Origin of the sequence: Blastococcus saxobsidens DD2, assembly GCF_000284015.1 — a bacterium.
Classification (GTDB): Bacteria; Actinomycetota; Actinomycetes; order Mycobacteriales; family Geodermatophilaceae; genus Blastococcus; species Blastococcus saxobsidens_A.
In genome coordinates, this window is the sequence record NC_016943.1 from 2,078,264 (window position 1) to 2,094,281 (window position 16,018).

The 16,018-nt window shown below is 73.0% G+C and carries 20 protein-coding genes; 11 read left to right on the top strand and 9 right to left on the bottom strand.

What is annotated here, in order from left to right; genetic code table 11:
* Window positions 1-46: 46 nt before the first annotated feature.
* A complete protein-coding gene (locus BLASA_RS09805; protein WP_014375968.1) occupies window positions 47-967 on the top strand; it encodes an alpha/beta hydrolase fold domain-containing protein in 921 nt (306 codons plus the stop codon).
* Here the strand turns inward: BLASA_RS09805 and BLASA_RS09810 are convergent.
* The 6 genes from BLASA_RS09810 to BLASA_RS09835 all read right to left on the bottom strand — a co-directional run bounded on the left by BLASA_RS09810 (window position 942) and on the right by BLASA_RS09835 (window position 5,968).
* Window positions 942-2,036: a glycosyltransferase gene (locus tag BLASA_RS09810; protein WP_014375969.1), complete on the bottom strand. Its 1,095-nt coding sequence runs from the start codon at window positions 2,034-2,036 to the stop codon at window positions 942-944. The genes BLASA_RS09805 and BLASA_RS09810 overlap by 26 nt on opposite strands.
* Window positions 2,033-2,851 carry a carotenoid biosynthesis protein gene (locus BLASA_RS24555; protein WP_014375970.1) on the bottom strand — a complete coding sequence of 273 codons (819 nt, stop codon included), beginning with the start codon at window positions 2,849-2,851 and terminating at the stop codon, window positions 2,033-2,035. Before BLASA_RS24555 ends, BLASA_RS09810 begins: the two co-directional genes overlap by 4 nt.
* Entirely contained in the window at window positions 2,848-4,506 is a 1,659-nt protein-coding gene (locus BLASA_RS26265) for a phytoene desaturase family protein (protein WP_014375971.1), read from the bottom strand. Before BLASA_RS26265 ends, BLASA_RS24555 begins: the two co-directional genes overlap by 4 nt.
* Entirely contained in the window at window positions 4,503-5,111 is a 609-nt protein-coding gene (locus tag BLASA_RS09825; RefSeq protein ID WP_014375972.1) for a GNAT family N-acetyltransferase, read from the bottom strand. Before BLASA_RS09825 ends, BLASA_RS26265 begins: the two co-directional genes overlap by 4 nt.
* Window positions 5,108-5,620 (bottom strand): YbaK/EbsC family protein, encoded by a 513-nt coding sequence (locus BLASA_RS09830; protein ID WP_014375973.1) that lies wholly within the window; start codon window positions 5,618-5,620, stop codon window positions 5,108-5,110. Before BLASA_RS09830 ends, BLASA_RS09825 begins: the two co-directional genes overlap by 4 nt.
* Window positions 5,621-5,707: 87 nt before the next feature.
* The gene (locus BLASA_RS09835; protein ID WP_014375974.1) at window positions 5,708-5,968 is read right to left on the bottom strand and encodes a hypothetical protein; all 261 of its coding nucleotides are present in this window, start codon (window positions 5,966-5,968) and stop codon (window positions 5,708-5,710) included.
* A 53-nt stretch (window positions 5,969-6,021) separates the two neighbouring features.
* On the opposite strand from BLASA_RS09835, the gene BLASA_RS24995 reads away from it, so the two are divergent.
* From BLASA_RS24995 to BLASA_RS09875, 8 genes are all read left to right on the top strand, one after another.
* The gene (locus BLASA_RS24995) at window positions 6,022-6,234 is read left to right on the top strand and encodes a hypothetical protein (RefSeq protein ID WP_041775704.1); all 213 of its coding nucleotides are present in this window, start codon (window positions 6,022-6,024) and stop codon (window positions 6,232-6,234) included.
* A gap of 394 nt (window positions 6,235-6,628) precedes the next feature.
* Entirely contained in the window at window positions 6,629-7,069 is a 441-nt protein-coding gene (locus BLASA_RS09845) for a hypothetical protein (RefSeq protein ID WP_014375976.1), read from the top strand.
* The gene (locus BLASA_RS23435; RefSeq protein ID WP_014375977.1) at window positions 7,066-7,434 is read left to right on the top strand and encodes a DUF5615 family PIN-like protein; all 369 of its coding nucleotides are present in this window, start codon (window positions 7,066-7,068) and stop codon (window positions 7,432-7,434) included. The genes BLASA_RS09845 and BLASA_RS23435 overlap by 4 nt, the downstream gene beginning before the upstream one ends.
* 215 nt (window positions 7,435-7,649) lie before the next feature.
* Window positions 7,650-7,886, top strand: coding sequence for a hypothetical protein (locus BLASA_RS09855; RefSeq protein WP_014375978.1), 237 nt, complete (start codon window positions 7,650-7,652; stop codon window positions 7,884-7,886).
* Window positions 7,876-8,181, top strand: coding sequence for a type II toxin-antitoxin system PemK/MazF family toxin (locus tag BLASA_RS09860; protein ID WP_041775705.1), 306 nt, complete (start codon window positions 7,876-7,878; stop codon window positions 8,179-8,181). The genes BLASA_RS09855 and BLASA_RS09860 overlap by 11 nt, the downstream gene beginning before the upstream one ends.
* Window positions 8,182-8,512: 331 nt before the next feature.
* Entirely contained in the window at window positions 8,513-8,836 is a 324-nt protein-coding gene (locus BLASA_RS09865) for a DUF6504 family protein (protein ID WP_014375980.1), read from the top strand.
* Window positions 8,836-9,333, top strand: coding sequence for an SAV_6107 family HEPN domain-containing protein (locus BLASA_RS09870; protein ID WP_014375981.1), 498 nt, complete (start codon window positions 8,836-8,838; stop codon window positions 9,331-9,333). The genes BLASA_RS09865 and BLASA_RS09870 overlap by 1 nt, the downstream gene beginning before the upstream one ends.
* Before the next feature lie 97 nt (window positions 9,334-9,430).
* Complete coding sequence (locus BLASA_RS09875; RefSeq protein WP_014375982.1) at window positions 9,431-13,237, top strand: DNA polymerase III subunit alpha; 3,807 nt, start codon at window positions 9,431-9,433, stop codon at window positions 13,235-13,237.
* Between the two features lie 88 nt (window positions 13,238-13,325).
* Here the strand turns inward: BLASA_RS09875 and BLASA_RS25000 are convergent, their stop codons facing one another.
* Entirely contained in the window at window positions 13,326-13,502 is a 177-nt protein-coding gene (locus BLASA_RS25000; protein WP_014375983.1) for a hypothetical protein, read from the bottom strand.
* A 171-nt stretch (window positions 13,503-13,673) separates the two neighbouring features.
* Here BLASA_RS25000 and BLASA_RS09880 point away from each other — a divergent pair, with 171 nt between their 5' ends.
* Together BLASA_RS09880 and BLASA_RS09885 are read left to right on the top strand one after the other, a co-directional pair.
* Window positions 13,674-14,153 carry a VOC family protein gene (locus BLASA_RS09880; RefSeq protein ID WP_014375984.1) on the top strand — a complete coding sequence of 160 codons (480 nt, stop codon included), beginning with the start codon at window positions 13,674-13,676 and terminating at the stop codon, window positions 14,151-14,153.
* A gap of 602 nt (window positions 14,154-14,755) precedes the next feature.
* Window positions 14,756-15,193, top strand: coding sequence for a VOC family protein (locus tag BLASA_RS09885; RefSeq protein WP_014375986.1), 438 nt, complete (start codon window positions 14,756-14,758; stop codon window positions 15,191-15,193).
* 80 nt (window positions 15,194-15,273) lie between these two features.
* On the opposite strand, the gene BLASA_RS09890 is transcribed toward BLASA_RS09885, so the two are convergent.
* The gene (locus tag BLASA_RS09890; protein ID WP_014375987.1) at window positions 15,274-15,651 is read right to left on the bottom strand and encodes a type II toxin-antitoxin system VapC family toxin; all 378 of its coding nucleotides are present in this window, start codon (window positions 15,649-15,651) and stop codon (window positions 15,274-15,276) included.
* Window positions 15,648-15,968 carry a type II toxin-antitoxin system Phd/YefM family antitoxin gene (locus BLASA_RS09895; protein ID WP_231839598.1) on the bottom strand — a complete coding sequence of 107 codons (321 nt, stop codon included), beginning with the start codon at window positions 15,966-15,968 and terminating at the stop codon, window positions 15,648-15,650. The genes BLASA_RS09890 and BLASA_RS09895 overlap by 4 nt, the downstream gene beginning before the upstream one ends.
* Window positions 15,969-16,018: the final 50 nt, after the last annotated feature.

The following is a 16,018-nucleotide window of genomic DNA, read 5'->3' on the forward strand; positions in this document are numbered from 1 at the left end:
CTCTAGGGTGTCGCGAGCCGCCGGACGACGGGAGAGGGATCCCCAGATGAGCAGCCTGCAGATGAAGGCGATCGCCGCGGTCCTGCGCCTGGCCTACAAGCCGCGGATGGGCACGGCCGAACGGGGACGCGCACGAGTGGCGGGGCCGAAGGGGCCGTCCGAGCCGCCCGCGAAGCTGCGCAAGCGGCATGCGGTCAGCACCCGCCGGGTCGGCGGCTTCGACTGTCACACGGTGGCTCCGCGGGACCGGCCTGCCGGACGCGCCGCGATCTACCTCCACGGCGGCGCCTACATCAGCGAGATCTCCCCGCAGCACTGGGCGCTGATCTCGCGGATGGCCGACGCGGGCGTGCGCGTGGAGGTGCCCAGCTACGGCCTCGCCCCGCAGCACACCTACCGGGACGCGTATCCGTTCCTGACCGAGGTCTACCGACGGCTCGTGGCCGACGTCGAGGCGCCCGCGATCAGCATGGTGGGCGATTCGGCGGGCGGGGGGCTGGCGCTCGGGCTGGCGCAGACCCTCGGCGACGTCGGGCTGCCGCAGCCGGGCCGGCTGGTGCTCATCGCCCCGTGGCTCGACCTGACCCTGAGCAACCCCGACCTCCCTGCCGTCGAGGCCCGCGATCCGTGGCTGAGCACGGCCGGGTTGCACGAGGCGGCGCGGGCGTGGGCCGGAGGCGACGACCCGACCCAGCCACGGCTCAGTCCGCTCAACGGATCCCTCGCTGATCTTCCGCCGATAGACCTCTACGTCGGCACCCGCGACATCTGCCTGCCCGATGCCCTCCTCCTCCGGGACCGCGCTACGGCCGACGGTGCCCGGCTCCGCCTCGTGACCTGCGAGGGCGCCGTCCACGTCTATCCACTGGTCCCGGCTCCCGAGGGCCGTGCCGCGGCGCGTGAGGTCGTCCGGACCGTGGCGGGGGAGCCGGCGGGACGGCCTACAGGGGCCGATCCCGCCAGGTGAGCGTGCCGCGCCGACGGCCGAGGACCGACCGGGCCATCAGCGCGTCGAGCGCCAGCACCGACACCGGGTGCGCCAGGGCGTCCGGCCAGGCCCGGCTGCCACTTGCCACGGCGCCGGCCACGCGCCCGGCGACGCCGGCGGCGTACCCGATCATGCCCACCCTCGACCCGCCGAGCGCCGCCACCGCCGGGACGACGTAGACGGCGGTGAGCGCCGCCGCCGCGGCTACCCCGGCCAGCGGGCGCCCGCCGACCGTGGCCCACAGCGACTTGGCGTAGCCGTCCCGCAGCGCCGGCCAGCCCTCGTACATCCGGCAGGCGGCCAGCCGCGAGCCGTCGATCGGCCCACCGCGCCCGCCGGCCCGCTTGACCGCCCGGAGCAGTGCGATGTCCTCGAGCACCTCGCCCCGCACGGCCTCGTGCCCGCCCGCCCGCTGGTAGGTGGCCCGCCGCACGACGAGGAACTGGCCGTTGGCGGCGGCCAGGGACGGCCGGGGCGAGCGCTCGGCCAGCCGGAGCGGCAGCGTCGTCGTCCAGAGCCACGGGGACAGCGGCTGCACCAGGCGCTCGGCCGGGCCCACGGCGAGCGGGCGCGGCCAGGGGGAGACCAGGTCCAGCCCGTGTGCGTCGAGCACCGCCACCGCGGCGGCGACCGCATCGGGGAAGAGCCGGACGTCGGCGTCGACGAACACCAGCACGTCGCCCTCCGCTTCGGCGGCACCGACCGCGCAGGCGTGCGGCTTGCCCAGCCAACCGGGCGGTAGCGGGGGAGCGGTCACCAGCCGGACCCGACGGTCGTGGACCGCACGGACGACGTCGGCCGTTTCGTCGGTGGAGCCGTCGTCGACCACCACGACCTGGAACCGGTCGACGCCCCGCTGGTCGAGCAGGGCGGCCAGGCACCCCGCCACCTGGTCGGCCTCGTCGCGCACGGGCAGCACGACGGTGACCGGACGGGCGACCGCAGGGGGGCCGGCCGGGGGACGGCGCAACAGCGCGGCGTTGACCGCGGCGTGCGCGGCGCCGGCGACGGCGAGGCCGGTCAGCGTGCCCAGCAGGCGCCCGCTCACCGGCGCCCCGCGCGCCGGTGCTGCACCGCGAGGACGACGAGCACGGCCGCGCCGAGACCGGCGCCCCAGGCCGCGGAACCGGGCAGCCCGAGCCAGCCGGCGTGCGCCAGGGCACCGCCGAGGGTCATCCAGCCCAGCGCGAACAGCGGGGCGGCCGGCCCCACCCGGGGGGATCCGCCGACCCGTGTCCGGCCGACGAGCACGTCGAGCAGGGTCATGAGCACCGCGCCCGCCAGCAGCCATCCGGCGAGGTTGGTCAGCGGCACGGTCCCGATCCCGGGCAGGCCGGGCGTGGGGTCGGCCCAGGTCCAGTAGCCGGCGTGGACCATCTGCGGATCGAGGACGACGTCCCACGCCGCGAAGACCGCGGCCGCCCAGGCGATGCGGGCCGCCCGCCGGAACGAGGCGCGGACCGGGCGGGCCAGCAACTCGCCCAGCAGCCAGCTCGGCCAGGCCATCATCAGCCAGGCCAGCGGCACCAGGAACGGCACGCCCAGCGCGGTCGGGCCGAGCGTGTCGCTGTAGGTGTAGGTCCCGTAGGGATAGCCGGTGGCCAGGCCGATCGACTCGAAGACGACGGCGGTGAGGGCCACCAGCACGAACACCCCGGCACCGGTCCGGGCCCCACGGCTCAGCCCGGCGTGTGCCACGGACAGCGCCGAGCCCAGCAGCACGATGGTCCACGAGACGACGTCCCGGGCCGCTCCGGAGCTCAGCGGGTAGGCGATCGCCGTCGCCACCAGCGCACCGGCCAGCACCAGGGGAACCGCCCGGCGCACCGGCGGCACCGCCAGGTGGGTGGCCGCGGCCGTCATTCCGCCGCCCCGATCCGCCACCGGCGCAGCGCCCGGCCGGCCGCGGCGCGGGCGCGGGGCAGCGCCCGGCGGTCGGCGAGCACGGTGCGTGCCGCCGTCCGCCCCGAGTTGCCGGAGACCCCGCCGCCGGGGTGCGTGGACGCGCCGGCGAGGTAGAGGCCGGGCAGGCCGGGGACGCGGTAGCCCGACAGCCCCGGTGCGGGCCGGAAGGCGAACATGCTGGCCAGGCCCATCTCCACGTGCATGACGTTGCCACGCGGCAGGGACAGTTCGCGTTCCAGGGCCAGCGGGGTCTGCACGTGCACCTCGCGGACGGAGGCGGTGAAGCCGGGGGCGTAGCGGTCGACGGCCTCGACCAGCCGCCGGGCCTCGGTGTCGGCGAGGGCGTCCCAGTCGCCGCCGTCGGCCAGCGCGTACGGGTACCACTGGCCCCAGATGGTGACCACGTGCTGCCCGGGCGGGGCGAGGGTGTCGTCGCTGGCGGAGAACGACATGGCCAGCGGCACCGGCTCGCGGGGGACCCGGCCGGCCCCCCAGTCGCCGTGCGCGGCGGCCAGCTGGCCGCGGTCGGTGCACAGCAGCTGGAGGCCCTGCAGCGCGTCGGCCGCCGCGACGCCCGGGTAGGACGGCGGTGCGTCGGTCAGGGCCCGCACGACCAGGCCGAAGCCGTTGCCGATCGGCGGGGCGGCGTCGGCGAGCACCGGGGGAGCGGCGTCGCCGGCCAGCTCGCGGGTGACGCCGATGTGGCAGGCCGCCACCACCGCCGGCGCGCGGACCACCCGCCCCGACCGGGTCTCCACCCCGGCCACCCGGCCGTCGTCCACCAGCAGCCGTGCCGCGCCGTCGCCGAGCACGACCCGGCCGCCGTCGGACTCCAGCCGCCGCCGCAGTGCCTGCGTCAGCTCGCCGGAGCCGCCGACGGGGTGACCGGGCGGGACGTCGTGCAGCAGGGCCACCCAGCCGACCATCGCCGCGGTGCCGGGCTCGGACATCGGCGGGCCGGACTGGGCGCCGAACCAGGCCAGCGCCGCCTTGAGCCGCTCGCTGGTGAACCAGCGGTCGAGCAGCGCGTCCCCCGAGCCGAGGAAGTCGACGGCGAGCTCGCCGCCGGGGGTGCGGGCGCGGCCCTCGGCGGGCGCGCCGAGCGGCCAGAAGGAACGGAGCAGGCCGCCGGCCGACGGTGCCCGGCCGAACGAGGCGACGACGGCGCGGCTGCGCGGCTGCCAGACCGCGACGAACCGCCGGTAGGCGGCGGCGTCGGTGGCGCCGCACGCCGCCTCGATCGAGGCGCAGGTGGCGTCCAGGTCGACGGAGAAGACCAGCGGCCGGCCGTCGGGTCCGGCGTCGCCCGGAGCGGGCGCGGGGGCGAAGCCCCAGGGGTCGCAGTCGATGTAGCGGAGCCCGTGGGCGGCGAGGTCCAGTTCCTCGACGATGCCGCTGTGCCGGACGATGACGTGCGCGCTGGAACCGCGGTCGACCCGCACCCCGGGCCAGCGCTCGACGGTGGAGACCGCCCCGCCGAGGACCTCGTCGGATTCGACGACCTCGACGGAGAGGCCGTCGCGTGCGAGGTAGCAGGCGGCGACGAGGCCGTTGTGGCCGGAGCCGACGACGACGACGTCCACGGGCTCGGGCGGGACGGCGGGTGAGGTCACGCCCGGGAGTTCGTCGCGGAGGGGGCGGGTGGATGCAGCGGCAGCTTCACGCCGAGGACGGCGAACGGCCGGGAGTCGCCGGGGAAGTGGTAGCCGCGGGCGAGGTCGACGAACCCGTCGGCGCGGTACAGCCGGAAGGCCTTGGTGTCGGCATCGGGGGTGGAGAGCAGGGCCACCGGGTGCGGCAGCCCCTCGACGAGCGCGTGCAGCAGCTGCCGGCCGAGCCCCTGGCTCTGCGCGTCGGGGTGGACGTGCAGCTCGCAGACCTCGAAGGCGCCGGGCAGCCACTTCTTCGCCGTCCGCCGGTCCAGAGCGGCGCGCACCTGGTCGTGCCACCACTGCCCGGGGGCGACGAGGTAGCCGTAGCCGAAGCCGACCAGGCGCTCGGCCGTTTCGCCCCCACCCGTCCCGGTCTGCGCGAAGGCCCCCACCGCGCGGAACCCGGGCCGCTCGGTGTGCTGGACGGCGTAGCCGTACCGGCCGGCGACGACGCCCGAGTCGTAGCCCATCGCCAGGCCGTAGACGGTGAGCACCTCGTGCATGTGCTCGCGCATCCACGACGGCGGGAGCTCGACGATGCGGGAGGTGGGCCGGGTGTCGGTCACGGGGTGAACACCCCCGCCGTAGGGGCGGTCGCAGCCCCCACCTCGGCCGGGGTGCCCTCGGTGAGCCGGAGCAGCTCGTCGTAGCTGGTGGGGAAGACCGTGTGCGGGTGCCCGGCGGCCGCCCACACCTCCTGGTAGCGGGCCAGCTCGACGTCGACCAGCGTGCCGATCGGCTCGGGGTGCCCGATCGGCGCGACGCCGCCGATGGCCTGGCCGGTGTGCCGCCGCACGAACTCGGGGGTGGACCGGGTGAGCGCCGGGACGCCGAGGAACTCGGCCACCCGGACCTCGTCGACCCGGTGCCCGCCGCTGGTCAGGACGAGCAGAGGGGTGCCGCCGACGTCGAACACCAGGCTGTTGGCGATGGCGCCGACCGGCACGCCGAGCTGGGCGGCGGCTGCGGCGGCGGTGCGGGCGCTGTCGGGCAGATGGCGCACCTGGCCGGTGGCACCGGCCGCGCGGAGCAGCTGCTCGACCTCGGTGACCCGTGGGTGGTCCGGCGGGCTCATGCGTCGATCCTGCCACCGGCCAGGGACGCGTGCGCCCTGGTGGCCCGGGACGGAGAGCAGGCCGGTACGGCTGTCTGATCGACGGTGTCAGTCGCGCGCGCCGAACCGCTGCTGCGCGGCCTGCCTGGTGACGCCGAGCGCGGCACCGATCATCACCCAGGAGTCACCGGCCGCACGCGCATCGGCGACAGCTTCGCGCAGTCGGTGCTCGGCGGCGGCCAGATCCTCGTTGGCGGCGATGATCCGCCGGACGTGGGTGGCGTCCCGGAAGTCGAGCTTGCTGGGGTCGAGGTTGTCCAGCCACTCCTCGGTGGCGGTCGCCTCGTCGTGGACAGTGGCCTTGGGCATGCTCATCACCTCAGGTTCAGTCGGGAGAGAAAGGTCGGGCGGGCGTTGTCGGCATGGATGATCCGGGTGGGTTCATCGGCGGGGACCAGGACGAGTTCCAAGAAGGCACCGTCGCGGGCGGGACCGATGGCGATGATGCGGATCTCGCCGTCGTACTCCTGCTCAGCGGCGGCGTAGACGTTGCGCCAGGCGTGGAGGATGTCGGCTTCCGCGATGCCGTGCTTCCGGGCGCTCCCGGCGATCTCCGCATGTCAATGTTACGTTGACATGCGTTCGATCGGCAAGAGTGGAGCCGCTGTGGTCGATCAGCGGCCGAACGCGCGTCCACGAGGGTGATGTGGTTGACGGCTACCGGCGGATCGACAACATCACCGACCGACGAGCCGGGGCCGCGCGCCCGTTACGCGGTCGTCGTCCCGGACACCGCCCTGCCCGCCGCGCAGCGGGTGCCGGCATGGGTGCGATCCCGGCTCGCCATTGACGTGTACGTGGTCTAGGAGGACGGCCGGTAGAGCTGCATGGGTTCACCGCCCTGACCGACCCGGACGATTTCAGGCGGTGGGGGTCGACCATGACGAGGGGTGACGTGAGGGTCCGGTTCTATCGGAGCTGTTGCTGCCACACTGGTCGCGTCGGCTACGGCGACTTACGATGTAGTGCATGACGACGCCCACCTCGATCCGGTTCGACGCGCCCGTGACGGCTCGGCTGGCGTCTTATGTCGCCCGGCACCCGGGTCTGACCCGTTCGGCGGTTGCGGCGAGGTATGTCGACGAGGGCCTTCGCATGGACGAGCACCCAGGGATCCTGTTCCGGGAGGGGCCGACCGGGCGGCGCGCGACCGTCGTCGGGGGTCCCGACGTCTGGGAGGTCATCCGGGCGGTGAAGGCGGCGCGGAGTGCCGAGCCGGAGCTCTCCGATGAGGAGCTGATGGCCATGCTCGAGGACAACACCGGTGTCCCCCGCCGGATGATCCGCATGGCGCTGGACTACTGGGGGGCTTACCCCGAGGAAGTCGATGCACTGGTCGCCTATGCCGACCGGGTGGAGGGCGAGTGCGCCACCGCGGCAGATCGGGAGACGTCACTGCTCCGCCGGTGAAGCTGCTGCTGGACGAGATGATCGGTCCGCGAGTCGCGCAGGAACTGCGCTCTCGGGGGTTCGACGCGATCGCCGTCGCCGAACGAGCCGACTTCCGTGCTGTGCCGGACGATGCAGTGCTCGATCTCGCTCGCGTGGACGGCCGAGTTGTCGTGACTGTCAATGTCGGCGACTTCGTGCGGCTGCATCAGCGGTCGCTGACCGAGGGGCGCCAGCACTCGGGGATCGTGATGGTGACCGGGCAAGCCTTTCCACAGAACCGCGGCTTCATCGGCGCCCTCGTCACCGCCTTGACCGCCGCCGCCGAGACCTCATCGTTGCCAGGTCCTGGAGAGATCGTGTATCTGCGGTCCGCGAGCGATTGAGAAACGGAGCGGTGGTCCGGGCTGGTGCGGCGGAGTCGCAAGCGTGGTGAACGTGCCAGGAACCGGGTGCGGCGATCCGCTGCGACGAGCGGATCACGCTCCGCGGCACGGGCCGAGCTGGCTGCCGCCGTTCGAGAACTGATTGGCGCCGAGGAGTGAGGGGCGCGCCCTGCTCCTGGAACGAATCAGTCGTCTACCTTGAGTAGACTGCCAGCATGGGTGACACCACCACCGTCAAGGTCCAGACCAGCACCCGCGACATGCTCATGCAGTTGGGCGCTTCGCGGCGTCAGAGCGCCGACCAGGTGATCCGGGCCGCTCTGGAGGCGATGCGGCGCGACGAGCGGCGTCAGGTCGCGGCCGCAGAAGCCCGCGCCATCAAGGAGGACCCGCTCGACCTCGCCGAGGTTCGAGCCATCCAGCAGGACATGGCTGCCCTGCGTGAGGGGTGAGGTCTACCGGCTGCCGGCGCGTGGCAGAGGGCACGAACAGCAAGGTCGCCGATATGCAGTCGTGTTGCAGCCGGACTGGCTGACCTTGAGCACATGTGTCGTGGCGTTCACCAGCACGAGCGCCCGCAAGACCAGCTTCCGGCCGGTCGTGGAGATCGCCGATCAGCAGACCCTGGTCATGTGTGACCAACTCGCGACGGTCGATGTCGACCGCCTCACTGAGCTCGCCGGCTTCCTGACCCTCGATGAGATGCAGCGGGTCGGTGAGGCCCTCTCCCTGATCCTCGATCTGTAGAACCCTCACCGGGGGGCTCTGCGCCGAGACGTTCCCGCGGGAACGTCATCGAGGGTCAGCCTGTGACCACGTTCCCGCGGAGACGTCGATCGGCGCGCTGGCACGAGCGGTGGCCTCGGCCGTCGGGTGCGGCATGGCCGTGGGATGTCGCTCGCGGCGATGCACCTTTTCGACGCCGGCGGTGCGTCCAGCTTGACGACGGCGGGAGGGTCGGATGTACTGGACTCGTTCGAACAAGCGTTCGAACAGCGTCGCTTCCTGTGCCTTCCGGGTCCTTCCCCGCCCGCCGGCACGGTCCGGACCGGCGCGACGGGTGCGGGAGGAGTCTGTCATGAGTCGGGTGCTCGGTGAGGTCGTCGGTCGGGCCGGCGAAGAGGTCCAGGTCGAGCGTGGTCCGCGAGGCCCGGTGCAGTTCTGGCGCGGCCAGTCCCGGTACGAGGTGGGGGAACTGCTCGACTCCTGGATCGAGACGGCGCCGTGGTGGCTGCGTGATGCCGACGCGGGAGGCGCCTCCGCCGATCTGGTGGCGCCGCGGGAGGTCTGGCGGGTCGAGGCGGTCCGGGCCGGGCGGTCCCGGATGAGCTTCGCCGGGGTCTACGACATCTCGTGGGACGCCTCGGGCAACCGGTGGTGGCTCGTGCGGGTGCACGACTGATGGGCGCCGCCCGCGCCGTGCCGGCCGACCAGCTGCCGCTGCCCCCGGCGCTGCCTGCTGCTGCCGCGACCCTGCTGGACCAGGCGCACCGGGGGCTGATCGAGGCCGCCGCGGCCACCGATCCGCGGGAGCGGTACGCCACCGCCCACCTCGCGGCGCTGCGTGCCGCCGCCGCGGTGCTGGCCGCCCGCACCCGGCCGGAGAGCGGGCGCCGCCGTCCGCGCAGCGCCTGGGTCCTGCTCGGGCAGGTCGCACCCGAGCTGGGGGAGTGGGCCACCTTCTTCGCCGCCGGCGCGAGCAAGCGCGCCGCGGCCGAGGCCGGGCTGTCCCGGGCGGTCACCGAGCGGCAGGCCGACGACCTCGTCCGCGACGTCCGAGCCTTCCTCGCCGTGGTCGAGACCGCACTGGGCAGCACGCCGCTCCCCGAGTCGCCCCGTTATCCGCGGCCGCACGTGGTCGGTGGCGCCTCGTCCCGGTCCGCCGGGTCCCGGAAGTGAGCGAGCTTGCGAGCTCACCGGGAGACAGAGCAGTCACGGTCATGCGGTTGACGAGCTGGGGGCACCTCCCGCTTGCGGGGGACAGCGAGGAAGCCGCGTGAGTGACCCCTTCGTCCACCTGCACGTCGCCTCCGGCTACTCCATGCGGTACGGGGCCAACCACCCCGCCGATCTCGTCACCCGCGCCGCCGAGCACGGTATGTCCGCGCTGGCCCTGACCGACCGGGACGGGCTCTACGGCGCGGTGAAGTTCGCGCTGGCCTGCCGGTCGGCCGGGGTCCGCCCGATCTTCGGGGTCGACCTGGCGGTAGCGCCGGCGCTGGGCACCAGCGTCCCGCCGGCGCTCGCGCACGTGCTCGGAGAGGACCCCACCGCAGCGCGGGCTCCGCGCGCACGGGTTGCGGCGTCCGCCCGCCGGGCCCCGGCCCGCGGGGGGGCGACCGTCGACCCGCGGCTGCCCCGGGTCACCTTCCTGGCGCGGAACGGTGCCGGCTGGCGGTCGCTGTGCCGGCTCACCAGCGCCACCCACCTGCGCGGCACCCGCGGGGAGCCGGTGAGCTCGCTGGCGATCGCCGCCGAGCACGCTCTCGGGCTGGTCCCGCTGCTCGGTCCCGACTCGCCGGTGGGCCGGGCGCTGCTGGCCGGCCGGGCCGATCTGGCCGCCGACCAGCTGGACGCCTGGCGCGCGGTCTTCGGCCCGGGGCTGGCACTGGAGGTGGTGCACCACCGGGGCCGGGGGGACCGCTCCCGCGCCCAGGCGATGCTGCGGTTCGCCGCCGAGCAGCAGGTGCCGGTGGTGCTCAGCAACGCCGTCCGACACGTCGACGCCCTGGACGCGCCGACCGCCGACGTGCTCGACGCCGCCCGGCGGCTGGTGCCGCTCGGTGCCCGCCACGTCGACCGCACGACGGCCGAGGGCTACCTGAAGTCCGGCAAGGAGATGACCGAGGTCGCCGAGGACCTCGTCGGCCCCGACCGGGACGCGGCGCTGCGACTGCTCGAGCGCACCGCCCGGCTGGCCGAGCAGTGCGCCGTCGACATCGCCGGCGACCTGGGCATCGGCAGCGTCCGGTATCCCGAGCTGGACGTCGTCACCACCCCGGCCGAGCGGGGGATGAGCTCGGCGCAGGTGCTGCGGGCCCGCTGCGAGGCCGGGCTGGGCCGGCGCGGCATGGCCCCCACCGCCCGGGTGCGGCAGCGGCTCGAGGAGGAGCTGGGGGTGATCGGCCGGCTCGGCTACCCGTCCTACTTCCTCACCGTCGCCGACGTGGTCGACCTCATCAAGAGCTTGAGGGTTCGCGCTGCGGCGCGCGGGTCGGGGGCCGGCAGCCTGGTCACCTACCTGCTGGGCATCTCCGACGTCGACCCGCTGCGCTACGGGCTGCTGATGGAGCGGTTCCTCTCGCCGCTGCGCCACCAGTTGCCCGACATCGACATCGACGTGGAGTCCGCGCGCCGGATGGAGGTCTACGACGCGGTCATCGACCGGTTCGGCGCTGACCGGGTCAGCTGCATCTCGATGATGGACACCTATCGGGTGCGGCACGCGATCCGCGACGTCGGCGCCGCGCTGGGGCTGCCGCAGGCGGAGGTCGACGCCGTCGCCAAGGCGTTCCCGCACATCCGCGCCAACCAGGTGCACGCCGCGCTGCGCGACCTGCCCGAGCTGCGGGCCAGCCGGCTGGGCTCGAAGCGGACCGGCGGCTCCGGCGACCTGGACCTGCTGTTCGACCTGGTGTCCCGGCTCGACGGGTTGCCCCGGCACATCGCCCTGCACCCCTGCGGGGTGCTGCTGTCCGACGCCACGCTGCTGGACCGCACCCCGGTGGAGAGCAGCTACCTCGGCTACCCGATGAGCCAGTTCGACAAGGACGACGTCGAGGAGCTCGGGCTGCTCAAGCTCGACCTGCTCGGCATCCGGATGCAGTCGGCGATCTCCCACGCCCTCGACGAGGTGGCCCGGGTCGACGGCGAGACCGTCGACATCGACGCCGTTCCGCGGGACGACCCGACGACGTTCGAGCTGATCCGCAGCACCCGCACGCTGGGCATGTTCCAGATCGAGTCGCCGGGGCAGCGCGAGCTGGTCGGCAAGTTCGGGCCGCAGACGTTCGAGGACCTCGTCATCGACATCTCGCTGTTCCGGCCCGGGCCGGTGAAGAGCGACATGGTCACCCCGTTCCTCATGGCCCGGAACGGCTGGCGGGACGCGGAGTACCCGCACCCCGACCTGGAGTTCGCGCTGGCGGAGACCGCCGGGGTGGTGGTCTTCCACGAGCAAGTGCTGCAGGTGGTGTCCCGAATGGCAGGCTGCACGCTGGCCGAGGCCGACGAGGTGCGCCGGGCGCTGGGGGAGAAGGAGGCCCATCCCGAGGTGCGGGCGTGGTTCGTGCCGCGGGCGCTGGCCGCCGGCTACCCGGTGGAGGTGGCCGAGCGGGTGTGGGAGGTGCTGGCGTCCTTCGGGTCGTTCGGCTTCTGCAAGGCGCACGCGGCGGCGTTCGCGCTGCCCACCTACCAGTCGGCGTGGCTGAAGACGCACCACCCGGCGGCCTTCCTGGCCGGGGTGCTCACCCACGACCCGGGCATGTACCCGAAGCGGCTGATCCTCGACGACGCCCGCAACTTCGGCGTCCGGGTGCTGGGGCTCGACGTCAACGCCTCGGCCGGCAGCTACCGCGTCGAGCGGCTGACCAGCGAGGACGCGATCAGAACTGAGGATGAAGTGGAGGGTGAGGGTTTCGATCGGGACGGCTGGCGACGGCCGGAGTGGATGCCCGTGGCGATGCCCGACCCGTCCCGGTACGGCATCCGGCTGTCGCTGGCCGATGTGAAGGGCATCTCCGACGACGAGGTGGCCCGGATCGTCACCGGGCAGCCCTATCGGTCACTGACGGATTTCTGGTCGCGGGCGTCGGTGTCCCGGCCGGTGGTCGAGCGGCTGGTGCTGGCCGGTGGGTTCGACTCCCTCTACGGCTTCGGGATGCGCGACCGCGAGGCCGGCCGGCCGACCCGACGGCGCCGGCAGGTGACCCGGCGGGACCTGCTGCTGCAGATCAGCGAACTCGACCGGTGGAGCCGCAGCGGCGCTCGGGCCGGCTCCGACGGGCAGCTGAGCCTGGACCTGATGGGCATGGGCCAGATCGGCATGGACATCTCCGGCGAGGAGTCCGACGGGCAGGCCGCCGGGCCTTCCTGGGCGGAGAGCAGCGGGCTGCCCGAGTTCACCGATGCCGAGCTGGTGCGCGCGGAGCTGGAGGTGCTCGGGCTGGACGCCAGCCGGCACGTGATCGACTTCTACCGGCCGTTCCTGTCCGCGATCGGCGCGGTCCCGGCCGGGGAGCTGCTCGGGTGCCGCAGCGGCTCGGAGGTGCTGGTGGCCGGGGTGAAGGTGGCCACGCAGACGCCGCCGATCCGCTCCGGCAAGCGGGTGGTGTTCGTGACCCTCGACGACGGCTCCGGGTGCACCGACTCGACCTTCTTCGAGGACGCCCAGGGCCCCTACGCCGCGACGGTCTTCCACTCGTGGCTGCTGGTGATCCGGGGGGTGCTGCGCCGCACCGGGCCGCGCGGGATGTCGCTGCGGGCCACCGGCGCCTGGGAGCTGCCGGCGCTGCACGAGGCGTGGGAGGCCGGCGGTCTGGAGTCGGTCGCCGAGCTGATGGCGGCTGGGCGGGTGGGGGACGGCGATGCGTACACCGAGCAGGCGATAACCGGAGCCGCCGCGTCCCGGAACTCCCGGCCGGTGATGGTGCGGCCGGTGCTCGTCCACCCGACCGGGTTCCGGATGTCGCCGTACGCCGACATCAAGCCCGCCGGCGACGAGACCAAGGTCGCCGCGCGGCGGGCCGCGTCGGGGCCGCCCCGGAAGCTCTGGCACTCCAGCCCGGGCAGCTCGGGTCACTGAGGAAGGATCCCCTCTTCCCCACACTCGCACGCTCGGGGCGGTGCCCGGGAGGGGGCCATCCCGACGTCGGCGCCGGGCTGAGCCGTGGTCAGTTGGTGGCGTCCTCGACCTCTTCCTCGACGTCGTTGACGCCTTCCTCGATGTTCTGCTCGACCCCGTCGTCGACGACGTCGTCGCCGCAGGCGGCCGTCGTGAAGGAGGCGGCGGTGATGGCGAGCGCGGCGGCGGTCGTGCGGAGCAGGCGCGGACGGGTGGACCTGACCATGGGAACTCCTCGGTCGTCGGAAGCACTGACCGAGAACAGATGCCCCGGAGCCGCGAACCGCTAAACGATCATCCCGCCGCCCGGAGCGCGCGCCGGCCGATGAGTTCGCCGGCCAGCGACCGTCTACTCCCTGACACCGGCAACCGGCCGGAGCGCGAAGGAGGACCCCCGATGCCCCAGCAGATCCCGTGCCTGTGGTTCGACGGCCAGGCCGAGGAGGCGGCCGCGCACTACACCACGATCTTCCCGAACTCCTCGATCGGTGAGGTCTCGCGCTACGGCCCCGACATGCCGATGCCCGAGGGGACGGCGATGACGGTGAGCTTCACCCTGGACGGGCAGGAGTACGTCGCGCTCAACGGCGGCCCGCAGTTCCCGCACAGCGAGGCCATCTCCTTCCAGATCATGTGTGCCGACCAGGAGGAGGCCGACCACTACTGGGATCGGCTCACCGACGGCGGCGAGGAGAGCATGTGCGGCTGGCTCAAGGACCGCTTCGGCGTCTCCTGGCAGGTCGCCCCCACCGAGCTGATGAGCCTGCTGAGCGATCCAGAGCCCGGTCGCGCCCAGCGGGCCACCCAGGCGATGCTGCAGATGCGCCGCATCGACATCGCCGAGATCAAGCGGGCCGCCGACGCCGTCCCCACCTGACCGGAACGACGGAGCGTCGCGGTCGAGGCCCTCGTCGTCGTCGACAACGGGGCTGCCCTCATCCACGACCTCACCCGATCCAGGTCGTGCTCGTCCGTCTCGGTAGGCGCCCCTGTGCGGGCATCTGCACCGGGCGGGTCCTACGGTCTGCCCGATCAGTCCTACCCAGGGTGACATGCACGGTCCCGTATGACGTTCGCCTTGTAGGACAGGAATGCGGATCGGTGGGTCAGAACGCCACGACCGGGCGTACTGCTCCCCGTTCACGTCCCCCAACTGCTGGCAGTGGCCTGACCCGGACACTGCCCTCATCCATTACGACGTGGGCAGCTCGGGGACACGAACTGCGTGCGGGAAGCGCAGCGGCGACGTGTGGACCTGGAACGAGAGCGACGTGAACTGCTCCGACTGGCTCGCGGTCATGTGACTGGGGATCGGCGGTGGGATGGGACGCAGCATGCGCTTGTGCGGTTCGCCCGTCACCCAGACCCGCGCCTAACGCTGGTTACCCATCCTGGCCCGACCTTGCGGCAGTCGTACCGATAGACGATCCGCGGCGACGGCGCCCGGCGTCCGCGAGGCAACTCGGTAGCGTGCCGCGCATGCCCATCAAGATCGAAAACGTCGCCATCGCCGTCCGCGACCTCGAAGCCACGATCGGCTTCTTCACCGACCTCGGGCTGACCGTCCTCGGCCGTGACGAGGTGCGCGGTGAGTGGAGCGACACCGCCGTCGGCCTCGACGGCAACCACGCCAAGATCGCCATGCTCGGGACGCCGGACGGCAACGGTCGACTCGAGCTCTTCGAGTACATCCACCCCGACGCGATCGAGACGGAGCCCACGCTGCCGAACGAGATCGGGATGCACCGCGTCGCCTTCTCGGTCGACGATCTCGAGCACACCCTGCAGATAGCGGCGCGTCACGGTTGCCACCCCTTGCGCGGTGTGGCGACCTATGGGGATGTCTACAAGCTCACCTACGTCCGCGGGCCCAGCGGCATCATCGTGATGCTCGCTCAAGAGCTCAAGAAGAGCTGACAGCCCGTCGGCAGTCGCGCGGACGCATGCCCGTCCGGGGATCGTCCTGCGGGACAGTGCCAGCCCGACGGACGCCAACCTCAGCCGGCGTCGATGAACGGCACGTCGTAGTCGGCGATGCGGCGGTCGGCGGTGACGATCGTCAGCTGTTCGGAACGAGCCTGCGCGATGAGCAGCCGGTCGAACGGGTCACGATGGTGCAGCGGTAGATCCGCGACCGCGAGGCCATGAGTGGAGTCGAGGCGAAGGACCTGGAGGCCACTGCGCAGAACGTGTTCATGCAGGTTCCGCGGCACCGTCAGTTTGCCGATCGCCGCCTTCACGCCGATCTCCGCGAAGGAGACGACGCTGAACAACAGTTCCGTCGCCTGCTCGATCGCCTCCTGAGCGGTTCGAGAGACGCGTCGCGTTCCCCCCAGTTCCCAGAGCACGACGTGCGTGTCCAGCAACAGCCTCACGTCGGCTCGTCCAGCATGTCGTCGAGTTCGGCGTCGGTGAACTCGAAGTCGTCCGCCAGCGAGATGCGGCCGGCAAGGGCGCCACGGGCCGCGAAGAAGCGCGCCCCGGGCGATGAGGACCGGTCGATCCGCACCAGCCGCGCCACGGGGACGCCGTCGCGGGCGATCTCGACGTCCTCGCCGGCTTCGACCCGCGCGAGCAGCTTGGACAGATCCGTCTTGGCTTGGCCGACATTGACGAGCACGACCCAGATGCTAGCGCATCTTGGCCAAGGTTGGCCAAGCTCGTCGAGGAAGGTATTCCGGCGCGCGATCACGCGACCAGCGACAGTGGATCCAGGTTGGCGCAACGGGCAGTAGCCGGTGC

Excerpts from the sequence above, each read along its gene's own strand:
- BLASA_RS09870 (WP_014375981.1), top strand. The coding sequence starts at position 8,836 with ATGGGCGCCGCCCGCGCCGTGCCGGCCGACCAGCTGCCGCTGCCCCCG.
- BLASA_RS24995 (WP_041775704.1), top strand. The coding sequence starts at position 6,022 with ATGGATGATCCGGGTGGGTTCATCGGCGGGGACCAGGACGAGTTCCAA.
- BLASA_RS09865 (WP_014375980.1), top strand. The coding sequence starts at position 8,513 with ATGAGTCGGGTGCTCGGTGAGGTCGTCGGTCGGGCCGGCGAAGAGGTC.
- BLASA_RS09835 (WP_014375974.1), bottom strand. The coding sequence starts at position 5,968 with ATGCCCAAGGCCACTGTCCACGACGAGGCGACCGCCACCGAGGAGTGG.
- BLASA_RS09805 (WP_014375968.1), top strand. The coding sequence starts at position 47 with ATGAGCAGCCTGCAGATGAAGGCGATCGCCGCGGTCCTGCGCCTGGCC.
- BLASA_RS09880 (WP_014375984.1), top strand. The coding sequence starts at position 13,674 with ATGCCCCAGCAGATCCCGTGCCTGTGGTTCGACGGCCAGGCCGAGGAG.
- BLASA_RS24555 (WP_014375970.1), bottom strand. The coding sequence starts at position 2,851 with ATGACGGCCGCGGCCACCCACCTGGCGGTGCCGCCGGTGCGCCGGGCG.
- BLASA_RS25000 (WP_014375983.1), bottom strand. The coding sequence starts at position 13,502 with ATGGTCAGGTCCACCCGTCCGCGCCTGCTCCGCACGACCGCCGCCGCG.
- BLASA_RS09845 (WP_014375976.1), top strand. The coding sequence starts at position 6,629 with ATGACGACGCCCACCTCGATCCGGTTCGACGCGCCCGTGACGGCTCGG.
- BLASA_RS09830 (WP_014375973.1), bottom strand. The coding sequence starts at position 5,620 with ATGAGCCCGCCGGACCACCCACGGGTCACCGAGGTCGAGCAGCTGCTC.
- BLASA_RS09855 (WP_014375978.1), top strand. The coding sequence starts at position 7,650 with ATGGGTGACACCACCACCGTCAAGGTCCAGACCAGCACCCGCGACATG.
- BLASA_RS09885 (WP_014375986.1), top strand. The coding sequence starts at position 14,756 with ATGCCCATCAAGATCGAAAACGTCGCCATCGCCGTCCGCGACCTCGAA.